Origin of the sequence: Sphingomonas soli NBRC 100801 (genome assembly GCF_001591025.1) — a bacterium.
GTDB classification, from domain to species: domain Bacteria; phylum Pseudomonadota; class Alphaproteobacteria; order Sphingomonadales; family Sphingomonadaceae; genus Sphingomonas; species Sphingomonas soli.
This window is the reverse complement of record NZ_BCTZ01000025.1, coordinates 24,647-50,183: the sequence shown is the minus strand read 5'-3', so window position 1 is coordinate 50,183 and position 25,537 is coordinate 24,647. Positions and strand designations below refer to the sequence as shown.

The 25,537-nt window shown below is 64.6% G+C and carries 22 protein-coding genes; 16 read left to right on the top strand and 6 right to left on the bottom strand.

The features are described 5' to 3' along the window. Window positions 1–106 precede the first annotated feature (106 nt). The 3 genes from SSO01S_RS16160 to SSO01S_RS16150 all read left to right on the top strand — a co-directional run bounded on the left by SSO01S_RS16160 (window position 107) and on the right by SSO01S_RS16150 (window position 4,466). Entirely contained in the window at window positions 107–1,558 is a 1,452-nt protein-coding gene (locus SSO01S_RS16160) for a putative bifunctional diguanylate cyclase/phosphodiesterase (RefSeq protein WP_083943199.1), read from the top strand. Continuing rightward, window positions 1,558–4,008: an ATP-binding protein gene (locus tag SSO01S_RS17350; RefSeq protein WP_083943197.1), complete on the top strand. Its 2,451-nt coding sequence runs from the start codon at window positions 1,558–1,560 to the stop codon at window positions 4,006–4,008. The genes SSO01S_RS16160 and SSO01S_RS17350 overlap by 1 nt, the downstream gene beginning before the upstream one ends. Window positions 4,009–4,079: 71 nt before the next feature. After that, a complete protein-coding gene (locus SSO01S_RS16150; RefSeq protein WP_066801128.1) occupies window positions 4,080–4,466 on the top strand; it encodes a response regulator in 387 nt (128 codons plus the stop codon). 4 nt (window positions 4,467–4,470) lie between these two features. Here the strand turns inward: SSO01S_RS16150 and SSO01S_RS17650 are convergent, their stop codons facing one another. The 4 genes from SSO01S_RS17650 to SSO01S_RS16135 all read right to left on the bottom strand — a co-directional run bounded on the left by SSO01S_RS17650 (window position 4,471) and on the right by SSO01S_RS16135 (window position 8,650). Then, window positions 4,471–4,647 (bottom strand): hypothetical protein, encoded by a 177-nt coding sequence (locus tag SSO01S_RS17650; protein WP_157073826.1) that lies wholly within the window; start codon window positions 4,645–4,647, stop codon window positions 4,471–4,473. 105 nt (window positions 4,648–4,752) lie between these two features. After that, window positions 4,753–6,012, bottom strand: a complete 1,260-nt coding sequence (locus SSO01S_RS16145) for an MFS transporter (protein WP_281178710.1) — start codon at window positions 6,010–6,012, stop codon at window positions 4,753–4,755. Window positions 6,013–6,063: 51 nt separating this feature from the next. Beyond that, window positions 6,064–7,713 carry a carboxylesterase/lipase family protein gene (locus tag SSO01S_RS16140; RefSeq protein WP_066801123.1) on the bottom strand — a complete coding sequence of 550 codons (1,650 nt, stop codon included), beginning with the start codon at window positions 7,711–7,713 and terminating at the stop codon, window positions 6,064–6,066. Window positions 7,714–7,738: 25 nt separating this feature from the next. Then, window positions 7,739–8,650 (bottom strand): dioxygenase family protein, encoded by a 912-nt coding sequence (locus SSO01S_RS16135; RefSeq protein WP_066801121.1) that lies wholly within the window; start codon window positions 8,648–8,650, stop codon window positions 7,739–7,741. 140 nt (window positions 8,651–8,790) lie between these two features. Here SSO01S_RS16135 and SSO01S_RS16130 point away from each other — a divergent pair, with 140 nt between their 5' ends. Then, on the top strand, window positions 8,791–9,366 hold the full coding sequence (locus tag SSO01S_RS16130; RefSeq protein ID WP_066801119.1) for a DUF3617 domain-containing protein: 576 nt from the start codon (window positions 8,791–8,793) through the stop codon (window positions 9,364–9,366). On the opposite strand, the gene SSO01S_RS16125 is transcribed toward SSO01S_RS16130, so the two are convergent. Beyond that, window positions 9,363–10,637, bottom strand: coding sequence for an ATP-binding protein (locus SSO01S_RS16125; RefSeq protein ID WP_245646861.1), 1,275 nt, complete (start codon window positions 10,635–10,637; stop codon window positions 9,363–9,365). The genes SSO01S_RS16130 and SSO01S_RS16125 overlap by 4 nt on opposite strands. Next, complete coding sequence (locus tag SSO01S_RS16120; protein WP_066801188.1) at window positions 10,634–11,371, bottom strand: response regulator; 738 nt, start codon at window positions 11,369–11,371, stop codon at window positions 10,634–10,636. Before SSO01S_RS16120 ends, SSO01S_RS16125 begins: the two co-directional genes overlap by 4 nt. Before the next feature lie 231 nt (window positions 11,372–11,602). On the opposite strand from SSO01S_RS16120, the gene SSO01S_RS16115 reads away from it, so the two are divergent. From SSO01S_RS16115 to SSO01S_RS16060, 12 genes are all read left to right on the top strand, one after another. Then, entirely contained in the window at window positions 11,603–13,609 is a 2,007-nt protein-coding gene (locus SSO01S_RS16115) for an acyltransferase family protein (RefSeq protein WP_066801117.1), read from the top strand. 100 nt (window positions 13,610–13,709) lie between these two features. Continuing rightward, window positions 13,710–13,916, top strand: a complete 207-nt coding sequence (rpsU, locus tag SSO01S_RS16110) for a 30S ribosomal protein S21 (RefSeq protein ID WP_019368605.1) — start codon at window positions 13,710–13,712, stop codon at window positions 13,914–13,916. Window positions 13,917–14,030: 114 nt separating this feature from the next. After that, window positions 14,031–14,678 (top strand): FKBP-type peptidyl-prolyl cis-trans isomerase, encoded by a 648-nt coding sequence (locus SSO01S_RS16105; protein ID WP_083943195.1) that lies wholly within the window; start codon window positions 14,031–14,033, stop codon window positions 14,676–14,678. A 34-nt stretch (window positions 14,679–14,712) separates the two neighbouring features. Beyond that, window positions 14,713–15,213 carry a transcription termination/antitermination protein NusG gene (gene nusG / locus SSO01S_RS16100; RefSeq protein ID WP_066801114.1) on the top strand — a complete coding sequence of 167 codons (501 nt, stop codon included), beginning with the start codon at window positions 14,713–14,715 and terminating at the stop codon, window positions 15,211–15,213. Between the two features lie 122 nt (window positions 15,214–15,335). After that, window positions 15,336–16,829, top strand: coding sequence for an O-antigen ligase family protein (locus SSO01S_RS16095; protein ID WP_066801111.1), 1,494 nt, complete (start codon window positions 15,336–15,338; stop codon window positions 16,827–16,829). Between the two features lie 17 nt (window positions 16,830–16,846). Next, a complete protein-coding gene (locus SSO01S_RS16090) occupies window positions 16,847–17,560 on the top strand; it encodes a polysaccharide biosynthesis/export family protein (RefSeq protein WP_157073825.1) in 714 nt (237 codons plus the stop codon). Between the two features lie 89 nt (window positions 17,561–17,649). Then, window positions 17,650–19,872 (top strand): GumC family protein, encoded by a 2,223-nt coding sequence (locus SSO01S_RS16085; protein WP_245646859.1) that lies wholly within the window; start codon window positions 17,650–17,652, stop codon window positions 19,870–19,872. A gap of 11 nt (window positions 19,873–19,883) precedes the next feature. After that, window positions 19,884–21,092 carry a hypothetical protein gene (locus SSO01S_RS16080; protein WP_157073824.1) on the top strand — a complete coding sequence of 403 codons (1,209 nt, stop codon included), beginning with the start codon at window positions 19,884–19,886 and terminating at the stop codon, window positions 21,090–21,092. Between the two features lie 213 nt (window positions 21,093–21,305). Continuing rightward, window positions 21,306–21,680, top strand: a complete 375-nt coding sequence (locus SSO01S_RS16075; RefSeq protein WP_066801106.1) for a MarR family EPS-associated transcriptional regulator — start codon at window positions 21,306–21,308, stop codon at window positions 21,678–21,680. 43 nt (window positions 21,681–21,723) lie between these two features. Continuing rightward, window positions 21,724–22,866: a non-hydrolyzing UDP-N-acetylglucosamine 2-epimerase gene (gene wecB, locus SSO01S_RS16070; protein WP_066801104.1), complete on the top strand. Its 1,143-nt coding sequence runs from the start codon at window positions 21,724–21,726 to the stop codon at window positions 22,864–22,866. Beyond that, entirely contained in the window at window positions 22,863–24,104 is a 1,242-nt protein-coding gene (wecC, locus tag SSO01S_RS16065; RefSeq protein WP_066801102.1) for a UDP-N-acetyl-D-mannosamine dehydrogenase, read from the top strand. Before wecB ends, wecC begins: the two co-directional genes overlap by 4 nt. Window positions 24,105–24,146: 42 nt before the next feature. After that, complete coding sequence (locus tag SSO01S_RS16060) at window positions 24,147–25,523, top strand: oligosaccharide flippase family protein (RefSeq protein WP_066801100.1); 1,377 nt, start codon at window positions 24,147–24,149, stop codon at window positions 25,521–25,523. Window positions 25,524–25,537: the final 14 nt, after the last annotated feature.

The window sequence follows — 25,537 nt, the reverse complement described above, 5'->3', positions numbered from 1 at the left end:
AACCAAGAATCAATCAGGATTTCTGCGGAGTTGCGGGTAGATAGCGCCAATTCCGGGGGCTGCTTTTAACCGTTCCTTCAACGGTCACCCGCTAGAGAGTGGGGCAATGTCGGCGCCCATCGAGCCCTCGAAGCCCAAGGCCAAGCCTGCGCCGCGCGCAGTGAAGGGTGCCCTGCAACCTGCGAAAATCGCTAAAAAAACCGAAGGGCTGACACCGTCGGACAAAGCGCGTAAACGCCGCGCCGAAGCGCCCAGCGGCATCGTGATTCCCAAGCGCTCGTCGTGGAAACGGGCCAGCAACGATCGCGGTGCCGACCCGCGCTTCTGGCGAATCCTCAGCCTCTGCGAAATCTCGAATTTCGTCTCGTTGCGCCGCCATCTCGGCCGCGCCCGCGCCGATTCGCTGATTCTCGATGTCGCCCAGCGAATCACTGCCTTGTGCCCCGATGTCCGCATCGTTCCGGCCGGCCGGGCCATCATCGAGATCGCCTTCGAGCGCGATGCGCCCGACGCCGCTGCCGCCGATATCGAGCGGATGCGCCGGGCGTTCCAGCGCCGCATCGACATCGACGGCGAGCAGCACCAGCTCCAGATCCAGTTCGGTATCGCCGCCGCCCCGGCCAGCGAGCATGACGAGGTCCGCTTGGCCGAAGCCGCCGAATCGGCGCTCGATCAGGCCCGTGTCGAAGGCCGGGTGGTGATGCTCGATCTGTCGCGCGTCGATCTCGCCTTCGACAAGCTGACCCTGATGCGTGAACTGCCGCGTGCGATCGCCGATGGCGAGATGTTCCTGCAATATCAGCCCAAGGTCCATGTCCGCCGCCAGGAGATCGCCAGTGCCGAGGCGCTGGTCCGCTGGCAGCATCCGGTGCGCGGCCTGATCCTGCCGGGCGACTTTATTTCGGTCGCCGAACAGGCCGGCGAGATCAGCGCGCTGACGCTGTGGACGCTGCGTCAGGTGATCGACGACCAAAAGCGTCTCGCCGCGCTCGGCTACGATCTCCGCCTGTTCCTCAACATTTCGGGCATGCTCCTCGCCGACGCGAATTTCGTCACCGAGGCCTGCGAGATCGTCAAATCGACCGATGCCAAGCTCGGTTTCGAGATCACCGAGACCGCGGTGATCCGCGATCCCGAAAGTGCGATCCGCCACTTGCAGACCTTTGCCGATATCGGCGTCCAGCTGGCGATCGACGATTATGGCGCGGGCCTGTCCTCGCTCGCCTATCTCAAGCAATTGCCGGCCAGCGAGCTCAAGATCGACAAGATGTTCGTGCTGCAGCTGACCAGCAGCAATCGCGATCCGCTGATCGTCCGCTCGACGATCGACCTCGCCCATGCTCTCGACATGGAAGTGACTGCCGAGGGCGTCGAGACTCCGTCGGCGCTGGCGCTGCTCAGCGTGATGGGCTGCGACATGGTCCAGGGCTATCTGATCTCGCGCCCGATCGGTTTCGATGCGTTCTGCAAGTTCCTCGACGATGATGCGCACAAGGGCGCGGTCGGCGGCCCGCCGACGTCGTTCTTCAAGCCCGCGAGCTTCTGGAAGCGCGCCTGATGCGCGGCCTCCTCAAACTGCTGACCGCCCTGTCGTTGCTGGGAGCCATGCTTCCTGCGGCGGCCGGCGCGCAGACGCTGGGCGCCAAGCCCGCCACCGAAGTCGAGCGCATCACCGCCAGCGTCCGCGCGGCAATGGTCGCCACTCCCGAAGAGGCCGAGCGCCTGGCCGCCACCGGCGAAGCCGCCGCCCAGCGCGTTGCCGATCCGCGTGAGCGCCTGCTTGCCGCCGCCAGCTTCCGCTGGATGCGCGGCGAGGCGCTGGTCCGCATGGACAAGCCCGACGAAGCGCGTCCGCTGCTCGCCCAGGCGCTCAAGATGATCGAGCCGATCCAGGAGCCGATCAAGCTGCGTGGCGATATATTGATGTCGTTCGGCTCGCTCGAACTGGTCAAGAGCAAGGCCGCGGAAGCGCTGGGGAATTACCTCAAGGCGTTCGATATCTTCAAGCAGATCGGCGAAAAGCGCGGTCAGGCGATCGCGCTGCAAAACCTCGCTTCGCTCTATTATTCGGGCAATGACGGCGGCCGCGCCGAGAAATATTACCAGCAGGCGATGGAGACCTATGACGGGGATCCGATGCTGACGCTGTCGTTCCACAATAATCGTGGCAACGTGCTGCTGACCCTCGAACGCTATGGCGATGCCGCCAAGGAATATTCGCAGGCGCTGGAGATCGCCCGCAAGCAGGACAATCCGGTGCTCGAGGCGCGCGTGCTCATCAATCTCGCGCGGACCCAGGTCGATCTCAAGCAGTTCGCCGCCGCACAAGCGACGCTCGACCGCGGCTTTGCGCTGATCCAGGGCAAGGACGCGCCGGTCCAGCGCCGCCACCTTCTCGCCACCGCCGCGCGGCTCGCCGCCGATCAGGGCGATTATGCCAAGGCCGAGCGCCTGATCCGCGAATGCTTCGCCGGTGTCGACCTGACCACCACCACCGTCGATTTGCGCAATGCCCATGTCTATGCGCACGACATTTTCGCCAAGGTCGGCGACGCCAAGCTCGCGCTCGCGCATCTTGAGGCGATCAAGCGCCTCAACGATGAATCGACCAAGGTCGCGACCTCGACCGGGGCCGCGCTGATGGCGGCGCAGTTCGATTTCCAGGGCGAGCAATACCGCACGCTCGAGCAGCAGAAAAAGGCGGAGGAATTCCGCGCCATGCTGTTCGCCGCGATCGGCATCGGTTCGCTGATGCTCGCCGCCGCGCTCGGCTGGGGTTTGCTCACCATGCGCCGCAGCCGCAACAAGGTCGCCGCCGCCAATATCGAGCTCGGCGAAAGCAACGCCGCGCTCGAAAAGGCGCTCAAGGCCAAGACCGAATTCCTGGCGACCACCAGCCATGAAATCCGCACCCCGCTCAACGGCATCCTCGGCATGACCCAGGTCATGCTGTCCGATCCAAGGCTGGATGCGCAGGTCCGCGACCGCGTCGGCATTGTCCATGATGCCGGCGTGACGATGCGCAGCCTTGTCGACGACATCCTCGACGTCGCCAAGATGGAGACCGGCAATTTGACCGTCGATGCCGCGCCGATGGACGTTTGCGCGGTGCTCAAGGACGTGACCCGGATGTGGGAAGAACAGGCCCGCGCCAAGGGTCTCGGCTTCCATCTCGAACTGACCCATGCGCCGTGCTGGATCGTCAGCGACGCCGGGCGGCTGCGCCAGATCGTCTTCAACCTGCTGTCGAATGCGATCAAGTTCACCGAAGCCGGCAGCGTCACGGTTCGGGCGATCGACGAAGGTGCAGGCGACGCCCGCCGCCTCAAGCTGATCGTCGCCGATACCGGCATCGGCATCCCGGCGGAAAAGTTCGGCGATATCTTCGAGAGCTTCCGCCAGGTCGATACCAGCACCACCCGCAAATATGGCGGCACCGGCCTGGGCCTCACCATCTGCCGCAACCTCGCCGAGGCGCTGGGCGGCGAAATCCATGTCGAGAGCGAAGACGGCCATGGCTCGCGCTTCATCGTCGATCTGCCGCTGGTTCCCGCCGAGGCGCCTCAAGTCGCCGAGCGCGCAGGCGCCAGCACCGGCACGTCGCTGCTGATCCTCGATCGCAATCCGATCGCGCGCTCGATGCTCAAGACGCTGTTCGAGCCCCGTGTCGCCACCCTCCGCTTCGTCGCCAGCGCCGATGAAGCGCTCGGCCTGCTCGGCGAAGGAGGCGTGACCCATTTGCTGATCGACGAGGCCACCGCCAAGGCCGGCGAAGGTGACGCCATGGACACCATCCGGGCCCTTGCCGGCGCGGCGGGAGAGGCTTCGATCACGGTGCTCTGGCTCAAGCCGGAGCAGGAAACCAAGGCCCAGCTCGCCGCGGCGGGCGCGGGGCGTGTCGTCGAAAAGCCAGTCGCCGGGGCGGCATTGATCGAAGCGATCATTCCGCAAACGGAAGAAAATTCAGCATCGTCCGATACGGACCGGCTTGCCACCCGGGCGGCTTAGGGCGATAGCACACTCAATATGAAAAAATCGGTCGCCCGTCCTGTGCTCTCGATCCGCAACGGCGGACGCGCATGAACGTCCTCTTCATCGAAGACGATCCCATGAACCGCCGGGTCGTGAAGGACATGCTCGACGTGGCCGGCGCGACCATGGCCGAGGCCGCCTGGGCCGAGGAAGGGCTGGCGATGCTCGACGAGGACACGTTCGACGTGATCCTGGTCGATCTGCGCATGCCCGGCACCGACGGTTTCGAGACGATCCGCCAGATCCGCGCCCGCGGCGATGCCAAGGGCGAACTGCCGATCATCGTCGTCACCGCCGAGACCGCTGCAGACCTGCGCGACCGCTGCCTGGCAGTCGGCGCCGATGACGTCCTGTTCAAGCCCGTGGCGATGGATGCGCTGTTCGATTCGATCGGCCGCGTGCTGGCGATCCGCGGCGGCGGGATGATGCTCTGAAGCGCTAGCGCAGCTTGCGCTTGCTTGCCAATTCACGCTGTTTGGCGCGAGAATCGCCGGCCTGGCGCCGCTTGCGCCAATAGGCACGGCGGCGGTGCCAGATCAAAATGATCGAGCCAGCGACCGCCAAGGTACCGAAAATAATGTAGAGCAACGTCGCTCTGACAAAGGGGTCGTGCATAAGCCTCTAGAATATAACGCCAAAGGGTCAGGCCGATAGGGCCATCAAAACCAAGTATTTTTTCGAATCCAAGCCGGACGCAAGGCTGCTTCTACCCGATGCGCGTCAATCTTCGAGGATTTTCGAATGCCTCGCCGTATCGCGCATCCATAAATAGGTCACCAAGGACACCGCGATCATTGCGGTGACGTACCAGTAGAAGCCGCGCTCCCAGCCGGCGTCCTTGAATTTGAGCGCCACCGCACTCGCCGTGCCGCCGAACGCCGCATTGGCGATGGCATAGGGCAGCGCCACGCCGAGCGTGCGGATATGGGCCGGGAACAGCTCGGCCTTCACTACCGCGTTGATCGAGGTGTAGCCGGTGACGATCACCAGCGCCGCGGTCATCAGCAGGAATGCGGTCAGCCCGTCGCGGGTCTGCTCCAGCGTCACGAAGATCGGATAGGTGAAGAACACCCCCAGCACCCCGAACCCGGCCATCAGCGGCTTGCGCCCGACCCGGTCGGACAGCGCCCCGGCCAGAGGCTGGATCGCCATGAATACGAACAAGGCCGCGGCATTGATCTGGGTTGCCGCCGCATCGGAGAAGCCGGCGGTCTTCTTCAGGAAGGTGATCGGGTAGATCGTGTAGGCGTAGAAGGCGAGGGTGCCGCCCGCGGTCAGCAGCATCACCAGCGCGGCTTCGCGCGGATGCTCGAACAGCAAGGCGAGGAAGCCCGACTTCTTTTCCTCACGCTTGGCAAAGCTCTCGGTCTCGGGCAATCGCCGCCGCAGCCAGTACACGACCACCGCAAGCACGCCGCCGACCGCGAACGGAATCCGCCAGCCCCAAGCCTTGAGCTCGCTCTCGGGCATCACCGCTTGCAGCAATATTACCACCAGCAGCGCCACCAGCTGGCCGGAGATCAGCGTCACATATTGGAAGCTGGAGAAGAAGCCGCGATGCTTCTTGCCCGCCATCTCGGAGAGGTAGGTCGCGCTGGCGCCATATTCGCCCCCGAGCGACAGACCCTGTAGCAGCCGGGCCGCGATCAGCGACACCGTCGCCGCCCAGCCGATCTCGGAAAAGCTCGGCGTCACGGCGATGATCATCGAGCCCAGGCACATCAGGGTCACCGACAGCGTCAGCCCGGCCTTGCGCCCCTTGCGATCGCCATAGACGCCCATCAGCCAGCCGCCGATCGGCCGCATGAAGAAGCCGATCGCGAACACGATCCACGCGCTCAGATCCTGGGCGCTGCCGGGCGCGAAATAGTGCGGGGCGAGATAGCTGGCGAGCGCCGCATAGGCGTACCAGTCATACCATTCGACCAGATTGCCCGCCGATCCGCCAAGGATCGAACGGACGCGCTTGCGCTGCGACATGCTCTCCATGGGCACCTTATGCCGCCGTCGGGGCGGCTCGCCTATTGTGAATTAGCGTGGGGCAGCGCCTGCGCTTGCCGGTGTCCCGCGCGCCTTGCGTATTGCGCCCATATAGTCGTCCATGAGCCGGTGTTCGGCGGCGTCGGGCCACGCCTCCGCCTTGGCCGTTTTCCCGAGCTCCATCACGCCGGCTGCGCGCGAGAATTCGGGCCATTGGGGCAGGCCGGCTCCATTCGGATTCCCTGTCCGGGCGAAATTGACCCAGTAATTCTGGATATCGTCGATCATCGCGATGTCGCGATACGCATCCCACGGCCATTGGCTGCCATATCGCCGCACGCGTTCGGGGAAGTCGAAGACATACCACATGTCGGTGCCATGGCTCGGTATGCCGTTGAACGGGCCGAGGCCCGGCCTGTGCGAGAACCGGTAGAGGAACACATTGCCGCGCCGGGTTCCGGCATGGAGGCGCGCCCAGGTCGCCACCGGCCATTTGATGCCTTCTTCACCTGTCACCCGCTGGTGCGACCGGTTAGCCTCGGCCTCGCTCCGCGCCGGATACAGGGCCAGGACGCGTTCGGCATAGGCGCCATAGGTCTTGCGGATCCGGGCCTGATAGGCTGCCGCGGTCACCGGTAACCCGGAGATGGTCGCGCCCTCTTCCGAGGTATAGCCGGCCAGCAGATCCCCCGGCGCAGCGGCGCCGCTGGCGTACAGCCGATAGGGGTCGGCCGTCAGGACATAGCCATCTACCACCCCCGGCACGTTGCTCCGGTCGGTGAAGGCCGGCCAGGATTTGGATGCCTCGACGATCGCCGATGCCGGGATCGTCCGCAGCTTGGCCAGCGAATCCGCACCCAGCCGCGTTGCCAGCCGCGTTCCGGCCTGCTCCGCTTCCGGCAGCAGGGGAATGCCATGCGGAGTATCCGCCGGCGCGAAATCGCCGCCGCTCATCGCAATGGCGCGGCGGTAAAGGCCACGGGCGAGCGGCGAGACCTGCAGGTTGCTGATGTTCCACGCACCGGCCGATTGGCCGAACATCGTGACATTGGCGGGGTCGCCTCCGAACGCCGGTGCATTGGTCCGCACCCATTTCAGCGCGGCGATGATGTCCATCAGGCCGTAATTGCCGGATGCGCCATGGCCGGACTCGCGGGTCAGTTCCGGATGCGCCAGGAAGCCGAGCGCGCCCAGCCGGTAGTTCACCGATATGACGACGACGCCCTTGCGTGCCAGCGCGGCGCCCGAATAGGGCGCGGCCGAGGCGGAGCCGTTGCGATTGCCGCCGCCATGTATCCAGACCATCACCGGCAAGGGCGCATTGCCGCGCGTGACGGGCGTCCAGACGTTCAGATACAGGCAGTCTTCGCTCATCGGCTCGAGCACGGACCCGGCGATCGGGTCGCCGACCTGCATGCAGGTCCTGGAAAAGGCGAACGCATCGCGCGGGCGCGTCCATGCGGCCACGGGATGCGGTTCGCGCCAGCGCAGATCGCCGACGGGCGGGGCCGCATACGGTATGCCGCGATAGACCGCGACCCCTTCCTCTTCGAGGCCGCGCACCGGCCCCGAGCTGATCGTGAGCGGCGCCAGCGGCCGTCCCGGCGGCGGTGCGCGTAACGCGAAGAACCAGAGCGCGAGGCACGCCGCGATCAGGAGGATGCCCAAGCCGATCGCCCATTTCAGCAACGATCGCATCATGCCCTCTCTGCCCGTGCGCCAGCTCTTACCGCGCGATGCCTATCGTCGCCAGCGCCGTATACCCGGCGGCGACGCTGCCGGTAAGCACCGGCGTCATTGCCGTATTCTGCGCGGCGGTGTTATCGCCGAAAATGCCGTCGCTGTTGAGGCTGACGCGCGCGAAATTGGTGATGCTGGCGCTGTATCCGGTCGCGCCGTTATACACCGTCGACGCCGTCGCCGCCGGCATCGCCAGCTGCGAGGTCAGCACCGCAAAGCGCCCGCCGGTGGCATTGGCGAGGCTCGAGAACACCTCGAAGTGCATGTGCGGCCAGCGCCCGTCATAACAGCCGGGAAAGATGGTGGTGAAGCTCACCTGGCCATTGGCGTCGGTCACGCCGACGCCGCGCAAATAGCTCTCCGCCGCCGCCGACCCGTAGAGCGAGTAGTTCCCGGCCCGGTCGCAATGCCACAGATACACCGCATAGCCGGCCAGCGGCGCGCACGCGGCGTTGACGTTCACGACGGTCAGCGTCAGCACCACCTGCACACCCTGCGCCACCGTCGTCGATCCGATGAAGCTCGGGCGGATGTCGCTGCGTACGACATTGCTGGCGGTCAGCACGTTCGAGGTCGAGCCTTGCGAGGTGTTGGTGCCGTCGCCCGGATAGGGGCCGGCGGTCTCGGTCGGGTCGGCGACGCAGGTGCCTGCCGCGGTCGGCGAGGGCGTCGGCGTCGCGGCGGCAGTGGTACTGGGGGTCGGGGTCGGCGTCGCGGTGGTGCCGCTGGTCGTCACCGTACCGCTGCCGCTCGATCCGCCGCTGTCGCATGCCGCGACCATCGCCGTCGCCCCGGCGCCCGCAAACCAGCGCAGCGCCCGGCGGCGGCTGGCCAGCGCCGCCATCGCCTTCAGGTCATGGGCCAGGCCCAGATCATGGTCTTCGTCGTGGTCGTACATGACTTACTCCCGCTATTTCCCGACGGTTTCGCGGTGGCCCCGCACCGGGCGATTTCGCTGCGTCGCGGCGTGTTGCGCCATGTTGCAATGCGCGCCGCTTTGGGCTTGAGGTGCCTGGCATATTGCGAGGGACGAAACGGATGCGTGCGATTTTCCTGGCCGGTCTGGCGGCGATGGCGCTGGGCGGTTGCCAGTCGGCCGATGAGAAGCTGGCTGCCGAGACCGGCGAGGTGAAGCTCGCCAATGCGTCGATGCAGGACGTCGCCCGCCTCACCAAGGCCGCCCGCGCCAAGACGCTGCTGCAGCCGGGGCAATGGCATACCGAGCTGCGCATCGACTCGGCCGATCTTGCGGGCCTGTCCGAAGCCGATCGTGCCAAGCAGATGGAAGCGATCAAGGGGCAGGAAAAGTCGGCGACCGGCTGCCGCACTGCCGAGGATCTCAAGCCGTTCGACATCGACAATCTCGAGCAGGTCGCCGGCAGTTGCACCTTCCCGCGCTACAACCAGTCGGGCGGCAAGCTCGATATCGAGGTCCATTGCGGCGAAGGCGCCGCCAAAAGCGTGCTGGTCGCCACCGGCACGATGTCGAAGACCGGCTATGACGTGACGATCCGCCAGACCACCGGCACGCAAGGGACGGCCGGCTATCTCGGGCTGGTCCTCCATGCCAAGGGCGACCGCACCGGCAATTGCGTGGCCAAGCCGAAGAACTAGCCGATCGGCAGGCGCACCCGCACGCGCCCGCCGCCTTCGGGGCGGGTCTCCAGCCGCACCGCGCCGCCATGCGCCTCGGCGATCGAGCGGACGATCGCCAGCCCCAGCCCGGTGCCGCCGGTCGCGCGGTTGCGTGAGGTCTCGCCACGCACGAACGGGGCGAACAGGCTTTCGGCCCTGGCCGGATCGAAGCCCGGTCCGGCATCGTCGACGGTCACTTCGGCCCAGCCATTGTCTTCGCGCCAGCCGAGCACCGCCTCCTCGCCATAGCGCACCGCATTTTCGATCAGGTTGGCGAACAGCCGCCTGAGCGCCACCGAATCGCCGCGCAGCACCACGCGCGGCCCGGCTTCGCTGCGCACCGGCGTGCCGGCGGCGGCGAGATCGTCGGCAAGGCTCTCGATCAGGCTGCCTAGATCGAGGCGGGTGTGCGGTGCCGGCATGCTCTCGTCGCGGGCCAGCGCCAGCGCCGCGCCCAGCATCGCCCGCATCTCGCCGATATCGGCCGAGGCGCGCTCGCGCGCGTCGTCGGGCAATTGCTCGATCCAGAAGGCGATGCGCGACAGCGGCGTGCCAAGATCGTGCGCGATAGCGCCGAGCATGACCGTTCGCCCCTCGGCCTGTTCGAGGATCCGCGCCTGCATCGCGCCGATCGCTTCGGCCAGCTCGCGCACTTCCTGCGGCCCGCCGGCGGGGATCGCCTCGCGCACGCCCGGCCGCGCCCGCGTGGCGGCTTCGGCCAGCCGCCGGATCGGCAGCGAGATGCGCCGTGCGATCCACCACGCCGCCGCGCCGAGTACGATCAGCACCCCCAGCATCGCCAGCAGCGTCACCCAATGCCAGCTGGTCAGGAACGGCTGGGGCGCGGTCTCGGCGATCCGCCAGCCGCCCGGCACCTTCCAGCCGACCGTGAAGCGTCCGCGGATCTCGTCCCCGCCGCGCTGCATCTCGGAAGTGTAGACCATCAGCTGCGCCGGTTCGGCGCGGAGCAGCCGGGCGAGTTCGCGGACCATCGGGTGATCGAGTGGCTCGAGCCGCTCGGGCCCGCGCGGTCCCGGCGCAGCGGTATGGGTGACGATCTGCAGCTTCTGCTCGTTGCCCGGCGGCGGCGTCGCCTGTTCCAGCGCGGTGGCGAGCTTGGTCAGCTGCAGCGGGGCAGGGCGGGGCGGCGGTCCCTTGAAGGTGACGCTGAACAGCACCACCGCCGCCGCCAGCACCGACGCGATCACCAGCAGGAAGATCGAAACCGCAATGGACCGGGAATGCTTCACTTCTGCGAGACTTCGGCGACGAACATATAGCCTTCGTTGCGGATCGTGCGGATCAGCTCCTCGCTGCCCGGGCGCTGCATCTTCTTGCGCAGCCGGCTCATCTGCACGTCGATGGCGCGGTCGAAATGATCGGCCATCGGCCCGCGCGAGGCATCGAGCAGCGCGTCGCGGGTCAGCACCCGGCGCGGCCGCTCGACCATCGCCAGCAGCAGCCGGAATTCGCCGTCGGACAGGTTGATCAGGACATCGTCGGGATCGAATAATTGCCGCCCGACCGGATCGAGCCGCCAGCCGGAAAAGCGCAGGAAGCTGCGGTCGACGGCCTTGGCCGGGGCAGTCCCGCTGCCTGCCCGGCGCAGCACTGAGCGGATGCGGGCGAGCAGTTCGCGGGGATTGGCCGGTTTCGCGACATAATCGTCGGCGCCCATCTCCAGCCCGACGATGCGGTCGATATCCTCGCCGATCACCGAGTGGAGGATCACTGCCGGTCCGCTCGCGCGGTCCATCGAGCGCAGGATGGCGAGACCGTCCTCGCCCGGCATCATCACGTCGAGCACGACCAGCGCATATTCAGCCTTCGCCATCGCCGCGCGCATCTCGCCGCCGCCGCCAGCGGTATCGACGACATAGCCGTGCTGCGCCAGGAACGCGGCGGTCAGCTCGCGAATTCCGGGGTCGTCATCGACGATCAACAGGCGGGTTTCTAGGTCCAAGGCGGTGGCGGGCTGGCTCATTGCGCGGAAATGCGCCGCAAACCTATCGGCCGCGTTGCAGCGCTGCAATGTCGTGTAATGCGGGGGCGGTGTGGCGCCAGGGCAACATTGGCATGCGGTGCGCCTGCTAGTAACCGCTTCGTTTCGCTTGTAGCAGCTGCTTGCACTTTCTCCAGGCTTCGGCGCAGTCCTCCGAAGCAATCCGACAAGGCCGATGATGCATAAGCCCGTTCTCGTCCGGTGTGTCCTGCGGTGACGCTCGAGAGCCTTGATCAGAATGCGCGCCATTACCGTCCTGAAATCGACGGTCTGCGCGCGATCGCGGTGGTCGCGGTCATGCTTTTCCACGCCAGGATCGCTGGCGCTGCCGGCGGCTTCACCGGCGTCGACATTTTTTACGTCATCAGCGGCTATCTGATCAGCGGTATCATCCTGCGTGAGACCGCGCACGGAAGCTTCACCTTTGCCGGCTTCTACGCCCGCCGCGCCCGCCGTATTCTGCCGGCGTTGTTTGCGGTAATGCTCGCGAGCGTAGCCGCGGCATGGCTGGTGCTTTTCCCGGCGGCGATGGAGCGTTTCGGCCAAAGCCTGCTTGCATCGCTGGCATTCGGCGCGAATTTCTTCTTCTGGCGAACGAGCGACGATTATTTCGCGCCGTCAGCCGATCTCGATCCGCTGCTCCACTTGTGGAGCCTGTCGATCGAAGAGCAATTCTACATATTCTATCCGGCGTTGTTCGTTCTGCTCATTCACCGGGGCAGACGCTTTCTGTTGCCGTCGGTCGCACTGGCGGCGGTTGCTTCCTTCGCGCTCAGCGAAGTGCTGAGCCACCTGCGCGCCGGCATCAATTTCTACATGCTGCCCACACGCGGCTGGGAATTGCTCGCGGGCGCCTTGCTGGCGGTATCGGAGACGCGGGCCCGCGCCCCGTTCGCTCTGTCCCGCAGGCTGCGCGAGGCGGGGAGTTGCGCCGGGTTGGTCATGATCCTGGCGCCGATGGCGGTGATAGATCGCTCGGTGCCGTTCCCCGGCCTGTTCGCGCTCCCCACGGTGCTGGGCACCGCGCTGCTGATCGCCTTGGCAACGCCCGAAACCTTCGTCGGCCGGCTGCTTGCTTCGCGCCCGATGGTCGCGATCGGCCTGGTGTCGTACAGCGCCTATCTCTGGCACCAGCCGCTGCTTGCGATCGGCCGCGCGGCTTCCTTTGCAGGTGTGCTGGATATGCCTGTCTCGCTCGCTTTGTTGCTCGCGGCATTTGCGCTGGCGGCGTTGACCTGGCGGTTTGTCGAGCGGCCATTTCGCGGCAGAGGCGCGATGCCGCTGCGCCGCGCTGTCCCGCTGGGCCTGGGCGTGGCGGCCCTGCTCGTTGCGGCGGGGGCCGCCGCTTGGCTGACCCACGGCTTGCCGCAGCGATATTCGGCCGAAACGCTGGCGCTGACCCAGCAGTTTCAGCGCTTCAAGGACGAGAATTCGCATTGCCTGTTTTCGGGCGACCCGAAGCCGCTCGATCAAGCGTGCAAGCTTGGCGCCTCGGGTCCGATAACAATTGCGATCATTGGCGATTCCCACGCAGCCGTGATCGGTCAGGCGTTCGTTCCCGAGCTCGATCGCCGGGGCCAGCGCGCCGAAAGCTTCGTATGGGCCGGTTGCCCGCCGATCCTGCGCAGCGACGGGATGAGTGCTGAGCGGCAGGATTGCCCGCCTTTCTATCGCAGCCTTTTCGATTATCTGCGCGCGCACCGGGAAATCGGGACGGTCGTCTTTCACGCGCGCTGGGCACTCTATATCGAGCATACCGCATTCGATAACGGCGAAGGCGGCCGCGAGATCGCCGATCCGGAAAGCCCGCCCACGCCAGCGGGCAAGGTGGCGCTGAGCCAATCCTTCCGCCAGGCGGTTGAGGCAATGCTGGCCGCCGGCAAGCGTGTTGTGCTGATCTATCCGATGCCCGAAGCCGGATGGGATGTGCCGCTCTATCTGGTCAAGGCCAGCCGCTACGGCTTTTGGATGCCGGTTCCCACGACCAGTCTCGCGCGGTTCAGGGAGCGTAATCGCGAAGCCTATGCCGCGCTCGATGCGCTGGGCGAGCGTCCCGGCCTTGTCCGCGCCTATCCCGAGCGGGGCATGTGCCCGCAATCCGCGCAGGGCCGCTGCCTCCTGGTTCATGGCGGCCGCCCGCTTTACTATGACGACGATCATGTGAACCCGGACGGCGCACGCTTTGCCCTGCCAGACCTGCGCGCCGCACTCGGCCCTTGAAAATTAGGGAATCGCCTGATAGGTGGCCGCCATTCGCGCCGCAGCCCATGCTCCGGCGATCCCTATTCTATTGTTTTGATGCGCGAGGCTTTTTTACAACATGCAAATCATCGTACGTGACAACAATGTCGATCAGGCGCTCCGCGCGCTCAAGAAGAAGCTGCAGCGCGAGGGCGTGTACCGCGAGATGAAGCTTCGTCGTCACTACGAGAAGCCCAGCGAGAAGCGCGCCCGCGAGCGTGCCGCTGCCGTCCGCCGCGCCCGCAAGCTTGAGCGCAAGCGGGTTGAGCGCGACAGCGCCCGGTAATAAAGTTACCGGGTCGGGCAATTTAATTGCCCGATTCACGTGAAAAGTGTGAAGCTAAGCGGCGCAATGTCGCTTTAGGCCAACGGCGGAACGCCGGTTAGAGAAAGTGACTCCATGTCGTCCGTGACCGCCGTTCCGCTTCAGCCCGTCAAGCGCAGTCACAAGGTTTGGCTGTGGATCGGCGTCATCGTCGCCATCGCGCTCGCCGCTGCGCTGGCTTGGTCCGGCACCCGCGCCGCCGTCGCTGCCAAGGGCACCGACGCGCAGTTCCTTGCCTGGAACAAGGGTCAGCCGGGGGTGAAGACCACCGCCTCGGGTCTCGAATATCAGGTGCTCAAGGAAGGCGAGGGCAATACCGCGTCCGAGGGCGACTATATCCTCGTCAATTACGAGGGCAGCTTCCGCAACGGCAAGATCTTCGACAAGTCGGATCGTCCCGCGCCGTTCCCGTTGCAGGAAGGCGCGTCGATCAAGGGCTTTTACGAAGGCCTGAAGATGGTCAAGGCCGGCGGCGTCTATCGCTTCTGGATCCCGGCCGAGCTCGCTTACGGCGCCCAGTCTCCCGATCCTGAGCGCATCCCGGCCAATTCGATGCTGATCTTCAAGGTCACCGTCGACCGCATCATTCCCGCCGCCATCGTCCAGCAGATGATGATGCAGCAGCAGATGCAGGGCGGCGGACCGCAGGGCGCACCGCCGCAGGGCGGCCCCGAGGGTGCGGCGCCGCAGGGCGGTCCGGAAGGCGCTGCGCCGAAACAGTAAGAGCCCGGCGCGCTCTCTGCAGAAAGATGGCATCGTGCCCCGACGCTGGTATGTCGCCGAAACCGAAACGCGCGGCGAAGGCGTAGCGGTCGCCAATCTGGAGCGGCAGTCCTTCACCAGTTTCTGCCCGCGGTTTCGCAAGGTCCGCAGGCATGCCCGGCGGGTGGATACCGTGCTCGCGCCGCTGTTCCCCGGCTATGTCTTTGTCCGCTTCGATGTCGATACGGACCCCTGGCGCTCGATCAACGGTACGCGCGGCGTCCGCCGGCTCGTCAGCATCAGCCCCGCAAGGCCGCGGCCGATGCCGGAAGCGGCGATGACCCAGTTGCTCGCGTCGTTCGGCGAAGATCCGGCGCCCGAGGCATCGGTACGGATCGGCGATTCCGTCAAGATCGTCTCCGGGCCGTTCGCCGAGCAGCTGGCCACCGTCGAATCGCTTGATGGCAAGGGCCGGGTGCGGGTTCTTCTGGAGATTCTCGGCAGTTCCACCGGCTTGCGGCTGAGCGCGGATTCCATCGTGCCTGCCGACGAATAGGCCGGCACGGCGATGCGCAGACGAATATGCTATGGTGTGCGGAAGCGTAGAGGTAGAACTTGCGCGGGCCGGAGCGCCATGGTGAATGAGCCACAGAAATTCGAGGGCGGGGCGAGTATATCATGAAGGACATCGGTCGACTGCCCGCACGCCTCGCGTCCGGCGTCCGCGCTGGCTCGCGCGGTCCATTCTATGCCCTGTGCGTCCTGCTCGTTCTGGTCATGCTGATGGGCGGCGGTGCGCGCGGCGACATCGCGTCGCTTGAGATCCTCAGGCCTATTGCCGTGCTCGCCTTGGGGTATGGGCTTTGGTCTCTTACCCGCGAGCAGATCCGGACCTACCGCTATCTCTTCATCTTCGCCGTGGCGATGCTGGTGTTGACGCTGATCCAGCTCGTGCCGCTGCCGCCGGCGATCTGGACGGCGCTTCCGGGGCGGGAATTGATCGTGGAGATTGATCGCGCGGCGGGCCTCGGACAGGTTTGGCGGCCGATCAGCGTCGCCCCCGCAACGACCTGGAACAGCTTCTACGCAATGCTGGTTCCGCTGGCGATATTGGTGCTCGGCGCACAAGTTCCGACGGAGGAGCGCAGCCGGCTGGTGCCGCTCGTTATCGCACTTGGACTGCTCAGCGCACTGATCGCCTTGCTGCAAATCCTCGGCCCTGCCGATGGACCGCTCTATTTCTACCGCGTCACCAATTCCGGCGCGGCGGTCGGACTATTCGCCAATCGCAACCATCAGGCGTTTCTGCTGGCCGCGATATTCCCGTTGCTCGCGGTTTTCGCCTCGATGCCGCGCGACGAGAAGGACCATATTGTCCGCCGTATCCTGGCGCTGGGGGCAGGCATGTTCCTCATTCCGCTGATCCTCATTACCGGCTCTCGCCTGGGCCTGGCGGTGGCGGTGGCGGGCATCGCTTCGACGCTGATATTGTACAGGCCGGCGATCATCGCCCCCGCAGCCCCCAGCGGTCCGGTTCATGCCAGCGGCCGGCGCGGAGATCTTCGCTCGCGGCCGGCGCCGGCGCCTGCCTGGCGGCAATGGGCCGTGGCAGGCGGCGTTGCCGTGGCTGGGCTGGGCGTAAGTGTGGCGACCATCTATTTGGGCCGCGGGGAAGCGTTTCAACGGATCATGGCGCAGGACGGCGAGGAACTGCGCTTCAAGGCGTGGAATATCATCGCCAAACTGATCATGGACTATTTCCCGTTCGGCAGCGGCATGGGCTCGTTCGTCGAGGTCTTCAAAGTCGCGGAGCCGCGCAACCTGCTCGATGCAACCTATCTCAACCATGCCCATAACGATTGGCTGGAAACCGTGCTCACCGGTGGGTTGCCGGCGTTCTTCCTGCTCGCCTTTGCTTGCGTGCTGGTCGTGATGCGCGCGGTGCGGCTGTGGCCGCGTGGATCGGTGGTTACCAAGCGGGCGCTATTTTCACGCCTTGGCCTTGTACTGGTCGTGCAGTTCGCTATCGCCAGCTTCGGGGATTATCCGCTAAGAACACCTGCTTTAGGATCGCTTTTCGTGATCGCGGCTCTCTGGGCTGCGACTTCGCTGCGCGACTCGGGCGACTCAGTTGACGCGCGGGAAGGCTTCCCGCATGGCGGAAAAAATTGATTTCGAAGGTTACTTTTATGTTGCAACGCCTTGCTGTTAGTTTTGCGCTGCTCGCGCTTTCGGCCTGCGCGGGGCAGACGACTGTCGGCGGTTCGCCCAGCATGCAAGTCGTTCCGGGCAATGCGCTGCCTCCGCCTGATCGCGCCGATCTGCTGTCTTCGGAAAGCCGGCCCTATTATGTCGGGCCGTTCGACAAGCTGACGATCGACGTGTTCGGCATCGACGAGTTGCGGCAGCGCGAAGTTCAGGTCGATGCGAGCGGCCGGATATCCTTCCCGCTGGCCGGCGTGATCGAGGTCGCGGGCCACACCCCGGGCGAAATCGAAGTGCTGCTTCGGGATCGCCTGCGCGAGCGTTACGTTCGCGATCCGCAGGTCACCGTCAATCTCAAGGAGACGGTGAGCCAGGTCGTCACCATCGAAGGGCAGGTGAAGAAGGCGGGTCAGTATCCGGTCATTGGACGCATGACGCTCCTGCGCGCGATCGCCATCGCCGAGGGAACGGACGAATTCTCCAAGCTGGATGAGATCGTCGTGTTCCGCACCGTGAAGGGCCAGAATCTGGCCGCGCTCTACGATCTGCGCGCCATCCGCCGCGGCAATTATCCCGATCCGGAGATTTTCGCCAACGACGTCGTCGTTGTGGGCGATTCGAAGGCAAGGCGCCTGTTCAAGGATTTCCTTGGGGTCGTACCGCTCTTGACCACGCCGCTTATCGTGGCGCTGCAATAGGCTGGCGCGTCCAGGCGAACGCGAAACGCACCAAACCACCTTATCTTGCATGAAGCGCTTGCGCGCTTCCAAAGAGTGAAATCGAGACTATGGCCGCCCAATTCGACCAACCCGCTGCGACGCTCGCTTCGGCGCAAATCGACGAGAATCCGTTGGCGCAGGATAGCGAGCCGTTCATGGCTCCGCTGCTGAAGCGCTACCTGCACACCCTCAACCGCTGGAAATGGGTGGCGGTCGGCGTGATGGTGGTCTGCATCGCGGCAGGCTTGGTCATGACCCTTCTCACCGCGCCGACCTATACGGCGACGTCGCAGATCGAAATCAGCCGCGATCAGAAGAAGGTCACGAACGTTCAGGGCCTCGATGCTGCTGTGAGCAGCCAGGATCTGGAATTCTACGAAACCCAATACGCACTGCTGCAAACGCGTTCGCTGGCCGAACGGGTCGCACGCGGGCTCGACCTGTCGCGGAACGACGCCTTTTTCCTGGCTGCCGGTGTGGAGCTGGATGAGAAGGAATTCGGCAACGCCAAGGTGGCGCCGTTGACCCAGAAGCAGGCCGATCGCCGCGAGAGGGTGGCGATCGGTGTGCTGATGTCGCATATCTCCATCGATCCGGTGCGCCGTTCGCGCCTGGTCAAGATCAGCTTCACCAGCCGCTCGCCGGCGATTTCGGCGCAGGTGGCGAATAGCTGGACGCAGCAGTTCATCGGCGCGAATATGGACCGGCAGTTCGCGTCCACCGCAGATGCGCGCAAGTTTCTTGAGGAGCGTCTGGCCGCTCTCAAGATCAAGCTTGAGGAATCCGAGCGCGAGGCAGTGACCTACGCTGCCGACAAGGGCATCGTCACCCTCGAAACCGTGCGGGATTCGCAAGGCAGGACGCAGGGCCAGCGCACCCTGGCGGCTGCCGATCTCGAAGCGCTCAACGCGGCGCTCAGCCTCGCGATTTCGGATCGGATTGCGGCCGAAAGCCGTGCCCGCGGGCAGCGCGGCGATGTCAGCCCGGAAGCCCTGGGCAATGCTGCGATTTCGGATTTACGCCGCCAGCGAGCGGAGGCGGCATCGGAATATGCCCGCGCGCTCGTGCAGTTCGAGCCCGAATATCCGACCGTGCGCGCACTTAAGGAAAAGATTCAGTCGCTCGATCAAGCGATCGGAATGGAAACGTCGCGCGTTGGCAGCGGCCGCACCCAGACCTATCGCGAAGCGCTGGCCAAGGAAACGCGCCTGCGGGCCGAGGTCGAAAAGCTGCGCGTGCAGCTCGATCAGCAGCAGCGCGCCAGCATCCAATATAACATCTTCCAGCGTGAGGCCGACACCAACCGCCAGCTCTATGACGCGCTGCTCCAGCGCTATAAGGAAATCGGCGTCGCCGGCACCGTCGGCGTGAACAACATCGCGATTGTCGATCAGGCACGCGTCCCCACCGGCCCGTCGGCGCCCAGCTTGATCAAGAACATGATCCTGGCGATCGTTCTGGGAATCTGTCTGGTGGTTGCACTGGTGGTTGCGCTCGAGCAGATTGACGAGGGCGTTGTCGATCCTCAGCAGATCAATCGTCTGCTCGGGGTGCCGCTCCTCGGCTACACGCCGAAGACGGACGGTTCGCTCCAGGACAAGCTGCAGGATGCGAAGTCCGACCTGTCCGAAGCCTATTTCAGTATTCATTCGAATCTGAGCTTCAGTACGCATCACGGCTTGCCGAAGTCGATTATCGTCACCAGCACCAAGCCCGGCGAAGGCAAGTCGACCACCTCCATGGCGCTCGCGCGCATCATCGGCCGCACCGGCAAGAGCGTCCTGCTCGTCGATGCCGACATGCGCTCCCCGACGCTGAACTACATGTTCGAGCTGGATAACAAGGCGGGTCTCAGCAACCTCCTTGCGGGCGACGGAGACTTGATGAAGCTGACGGCAGAAGTGCCGTATAAGGGGCTCGCTGTCCTGACCACCGGTCCCAAGCCGCCAAACCCTGCCGAATTGCTCAGCGGCAACCGGATCAAGGTACTGATCGAGGAAATGCTGCAGCACTTCGACCATGTCGTCATGGATGCGCCTCCGGTCCTCGGCCTGACCGACGCGCCGTTGCTCGGCAGCACGGTGGAGGGATGCGTCTTCGTCATCCAGGCGGGTGAGGTCCCGGTTCGCGGTATTCGCGCCGCGCTCCAGCGACTGCGCATGGTCAATACCCATGTCTTCGGCGTGGTCCTGACCAAGCTGTCCCAGCGCGATGCCGGCTATGGCTATGGCTATGGCTATGGCTATGGCTACGGCGCCTATGGCCGTGACGACGACGGGAAGCAGTCATAGGAGCAGGCATCGTGGCTAGGCAGACAGTGCGAGCTATCCTGATCGGTGCGGCGACTGTCTGCCTTGCTGCGCTCGCAGGCGCGCAGGCGCATGTAGCGGCGTTCGGCAAGCTTGCACCTTCCAGCGCGCTTTGGCTTGATCCCGATGATGCCGACGCGCTGGTTGCCAAAGCGGACCAGGAAATGCTGGCCGCGAAAGGCGAAGCCGTCGATCCTGCGCCATTGGCGGCCTCGGCCCGACTTGCGCTTAAATCGTCACCCCTCACTACCGGCGCATTGCGGCAGCTGGGTCTGGCCCAGGCCTTCAGGAATGACCAGGACGGTGCGCGTAACCTGATCCAGCTCGGCAATCGCGTGTCACGGCGCGACTTTCTGTCGCATGTCTGGATGATCGAAGACCGCGTTGCCGCGAACGACATTCCCGGCGCGCTCGATCACTATGACATCGCGCTATCCATCAGCGATGCTGCGGCAGACCTGCTCTTCCCCGTGCTTAGCGACGCCCTCAGCGAGCCCGAGATTCAGGCTGCCTTCGGGCCTCTTGTGCGTGCGTCCCGGCCCTGGCTGCCGCGCTTCCTGACCTTCGCCATCACCAACGGTCCGAATTCGCAGGCTGTCGCTGAAATCCTGATGGCCAATGGCGGCATGCCAGCCGACAGGAGCTATGCGGGCCTCGATGGCCAACTGCTCAAGAAGCTGTTTGTCGACAACCATTACGACGTCATGCACCGGTATGCCCTCTCGCTGAAGATGGGCCCGCAAGCGCTGAACGAGGTCGGGTTCACCGATGCGGCCATGGATCCGGCGCTGGGCCCGATCGCCTGGGAGCTTGCCGACGCAACCGGTCTTCGGACGCGGCGCGATGACGGGCAGAGATTGGTGGTTGTCGCCAGCGACAATGCCGGTGGCGTGGCGGCTACCCGTGTGATGTTCCTGAAGCCGGGCAACTATAGCTTCAATCAGACGATCGCGCCGCTGCCCGAATCCCAATCCGGTTCGGTGACCTGGGTATTGCGCTGCCTGCCCGCTGGATCGTCGGAGACGATCTGGAAGCAGGAATTCCCGACCGGCACTGCGGAGCAGAATTATCGTTCGCCGGTCACGATCCCGGCCCAATGCCCCGGGCAGCAGCTCGGCGTGATCGTCAAGGGCGCGGATACGCAGTCCGAAACTGGGGTCGTGCTGGGCCCGGTGTCGATGAGTCCAATAGCCGTCAAATAGTCCGCAAGCAGTCGCTATCCGCTGGCCGCGGCGTGGTCGGCTGGATGTGCATCGACGGGACGTTTGCAGCCAGCAAGCCGGTTTCGGGCTTCACAAATGCGCGGCCCCTCTCTAAGCGTTCAAATTCGAACGGAAGGCTGTACCGGCCTCCCAGCGGTGGGTGATTTTCACCCGCCGTGCGGTAGCTATTCTATCATTCGTTGTTGAACGATCATGTCGGCACCAGACAAGCGCGAGGACCTTCATTTTCGCCTGCTCCGCCTGCTGGAGGAGCATCCGGAATACAGCCAGCGGGATATTTCCCGTGCGCTGGATATCAGCCTGGGCGGTGTAAATTACTGCCTCAAAGCCTTGATTGACAAGGGTTTGGTCAAGATCGAGAACTTCAAGACATCGCGCCACAAATTGGGGTATCTGCACGTCCTCACCCCCCAGGGCATCGCCGAGCGCGCGGCGCTGACAAATCGCTTCCTGCGTCGCAAGCTTGCCGAGTATGAGGTCCTGAAAGGCGAGATCCAGGCGCTGGAACGCGAGATGGCCTTTCACGACTCCGACCGGGTAACGCCCGCGGATCGCGGCCAGCCCTGACTCCGCCATTCGCCAGCACTCAAACAGGCATCGACCTTCCGATATGACCCGCATCCTGACGATATTCGGCACCCGCCCCGAGGCGATCAAGCTCGCACCCGTCGTGCTTGCATTGGCGCAGGACCCCGATGTTGTGCACGCAACCTGCGTGACCGGGCAGCATCGGCAGATGCTCGATGCGGTGCTCGACGTTTTCGGCCTGACGCCGGACTATGATCTCGACATCATGAAGCCGGGCCAGAGCCTGACCCACATCACGACCGCCGTGCTCGAAGGCGTCGGCCGCGTGATCGAGGCGTTCAAGCCCGACTGGGTGATTGTGCAGGGGGACACGACGACGGCGATGGCCGGCGCGCTCGCCGCGTTTTACGCGAAGGTGAAGGTTGCGCATGTCGAAGCGGGCCTGCGCACGGGGAACATCCATTCTCCCTGGCCTGAGGAAGTGAACCGCAAGCTGGTCGGCCAGCTTGCGACGGTGCATTTCCCGCCGACCGAGATCGCCGCCGGCAATTTGCGCGCCGAGGGCGTGCGCGAAGAGGACATACTGGTCACCGGGAACACGGTGATAGATGCCCTGCAATGGGTTGCGGCAAAGCTGGAAAGCGATCGCACGCTCGGCAAGCGCTTTGAAGAGCAGTTCTCGTTCCTCGATCCGTCGAAGCGGTTGTTGCTGGTCACGGGACACCGCCGCGAGAATTTCGACGGCGGGCTTGAGCGGGTCTGCCGTGCGTTGGCCGAGATCGGCAAGCGCGGCGACGTCCAGATCGTCTATCCGGTCCATCTCAACCCCAATGTCCGCAAGGTGGCGTGGGAAGTGCTTTCGGAAAGCCCGGCGGTCCATCTGATCGAACCGCAGGACTATCTGCCCTTCGTCCATCTCATGAGCCGGGCGACCCTGATCATCACCGATTCCGGCGGTATCCAGGAAGAGGCGCCGGGGCTCGGCAAGCCGGTGCTGGTGACGCGCGACACGACCGAGCGACCGGAAGCCATGATTGCCGGCACCGCGCGACTGATCGGCACCTCTGCCGAGGCGCTGATCGCCAATGTCGTCGAACTGCTCGACGATCCTCAAGCATATGCAGCAATGGCGCAGGCGCGGAATCCCTTCGGGGACGGCCATGCGGCGGGGCGCATCGGAAATCGCATCAAATCGGGATCTGAAAATATGGGAAGTGCCGTATGAGCGGCGTGCGCAGCGTAGGCGTGGTGGGTCTTGGCTATATTGGCCTGCCCACATCGGTCGTGTTTGCCGATCATGGCGTCGATATCATCGGGATCGACGTCAATCCGGCATCGGTTGACTCGATCAACCGTGGCGAGCCGCATATCGTCGAACCGCAACTCGATGTGTTGCTGCGCAAGGTTGTCGAATCGGGCAAGCTCCGCGCGACGCTCACGGCCGAAGCGGCAGATGCCTTCATCATCGCCGTGCCGACGCCGTTCCGCGAGAATCACGAGCCGGACCTCGCTTATATCGAAGCGGCAGTACGGTCGATCGCGCCGGTCCTCGCCAAGGGTAACCTGGTCGTGCTCGAATCGACCGCACCGGTCGGCGCGACCGACCGGATGTCCGAATGGCTGGCGGCCAGCCGGCCCGACCTGACGTTTCCCCATCAGGCGGGGGAAGCCTCGGACATTCGCGTGGCGCACTGTCCCGAGCGCGTGTTGCCCGGACAGATTCTTCGCGAGCTGGTCGAGAACGATCGCATCATCGGCGGGCTGACCCCAAAATGCGCGCAGGCGGCGAGCGATCTGTATCGCGTGTTCGTCCGCGGCCAGATCAAGCTGACCGACGCCCGCACCGCCGAAATGGCGAAGCTAACCGAAAATGCGTTTCGCGACGTAAATATCGCCTTCGCGAATGAGCTTAGCGTGATCTGCGACGGGCTGGGGATCGACGTTTGGGAGCTGATCGGGCTCGCCAATCTGCATCCGCGCGTCAATATCCTCAATCCCGGACCAGGGGTTGGCGGGCATTGCATCGCCGTCGATCCATGGTTCATCGTCGCCGCCGATCGGCAGAATAGCCGCCTGATCCAGGCCGCTCGCGCGGTCAATGACGGCAAGCCGCATTTCGTGGCGGACAAGGTCAAGCAGGCAGCGGCGAAGTTCGCGCGGCCCGTGGTCGCCTGCCTGGGGCTGGCGTACAAGGCCAATGTCGATGATCTGCGGGAAAGCCCGGCCGTCGACATTGTTCACATGCTCGCCACGCAGAAGGTCGGCGAATTGCTGGTGGTCGAGCCGCATGTCGACGCGTTGCCGGCGAGCTTGCAGGCGCTGGATCTGCAGCTGACGACTTACGCAAATGCCGTCGAGCGCGCAGACATCGTGCTGCTGCTGGTCGACCATGCGCAGTTCATGGCGGGCGATCGTGCGCTGCTGAAGGACAAGGTCGTCATCGATACGCGTGGCGTCCTGTGACGCCAGACCGCATGCCATTCCTCAACGTACGAGCGCCGATCGGTGGCTAGCGCCGCGATTCTTTCGTTACTGCAAAAGCTTCGCGCGGGTTCCGCGTCGAAGGTGTTCGGGCTGAGCGTCGCCAATGCGGTCTTTGGCCTGGCTACGGCGACGCTGCTGGCGCGGGTGATGGGGCCGTACAATTTCGGCAGCTACAATTTCCTGTTGGCGGTGCTGGCGATCGTGTCCTTCCCGATCGGCACCGGGTTGCGGCAGGTCGTGCTGCGCGAAACGGCGTATGCCGTCGCGAGGCCCGATGCGCTGCATCCCTATCACACCTGGCTCTGGGCCTATCGAACTGCGGCGCTCCTGTGCGTAGTGGCGGCGGCGATCGGCATCGCCTGGGCGGCGATGACCGTTGGCATAACCGGCAACATCACGGTCGGGATATTGCTGATCGTGATCCTGTTCGCGGTACCGCTCATGCATGTCGGTGTCGGCAGCGTGCAGGGCATGGGGTTCGTCGTCACCAGCCAGATCCCCGAATATCTGATCCGGCCGATCGGCATATTGGTCATCATGGGCGCGATTGCACTGGTCAACGCGACGCGCCCGTTGACACTGGAAACCGCTATCGCCGTTTATGCGGTAACTTGTGTGATCGGCGCGGGCGCGGCGTTGTGGTGGCTGCGGACGCTGAGCGCCAAGGGACTGCCCGACCGTCCGATCGACCGCTCCGCTGCGGGTGCGCTCAATCGGCGCGCGCTGGTTACTGCAGCGGTCAGCTTCGGCATGATCCAGAGCGTTCAGCTGATCATGGACAATGTCGATACGGTGATGCTCGGGCTGCTCACCAGCCCCACCCAGATCGCGCATTACCGCGTTGCCAGCGCCATTGCGACGCTCGCATCGTTTGCGATCATTGCCGTCAACACCGTGATTTCGTCCGAAATCGCTCGGCTACATGCTTTGGGAGCGCGCGACGAATTGCAGAAGCTCATCCATATGAGCACCCGGGTCAGCGCGCTGATCAGCTTCGCTAGCCTGATCGCCATCTTGGTTGGCGGTCACCTCGCTTTGCTGATCCTCTTCGGCGCCGAATATGGCGCCGCGGCGGTACCCTTGTATATCCTGGCGCTCGGCCGGTTCTTCGCCTCGTGCTTCGGTCCGGTTGCGACCGTGCTCAGCCTGACCGGGCATGAGCGAATGACGCTGGCCGGTTTATGTGCTTCAGCGCTTTGCAACGTCGTGCTGAACCCGCTCCTGATCCCGCATTTCGGCGCGGCGGGTGCGGCAATGGCTTCAGCGTCGTCTCTGATGGTCTGGAGCATTTTCCTTTGGGTTTCGCTGCGCAGATCGACGGGTTTCACGACAATGTTCGGGCCGTCGACGCGCAATTGGCTGAAAAACCGTCCGGCCAGCTTGGGTGATCGGGTATGAATGAGAGTACGCGA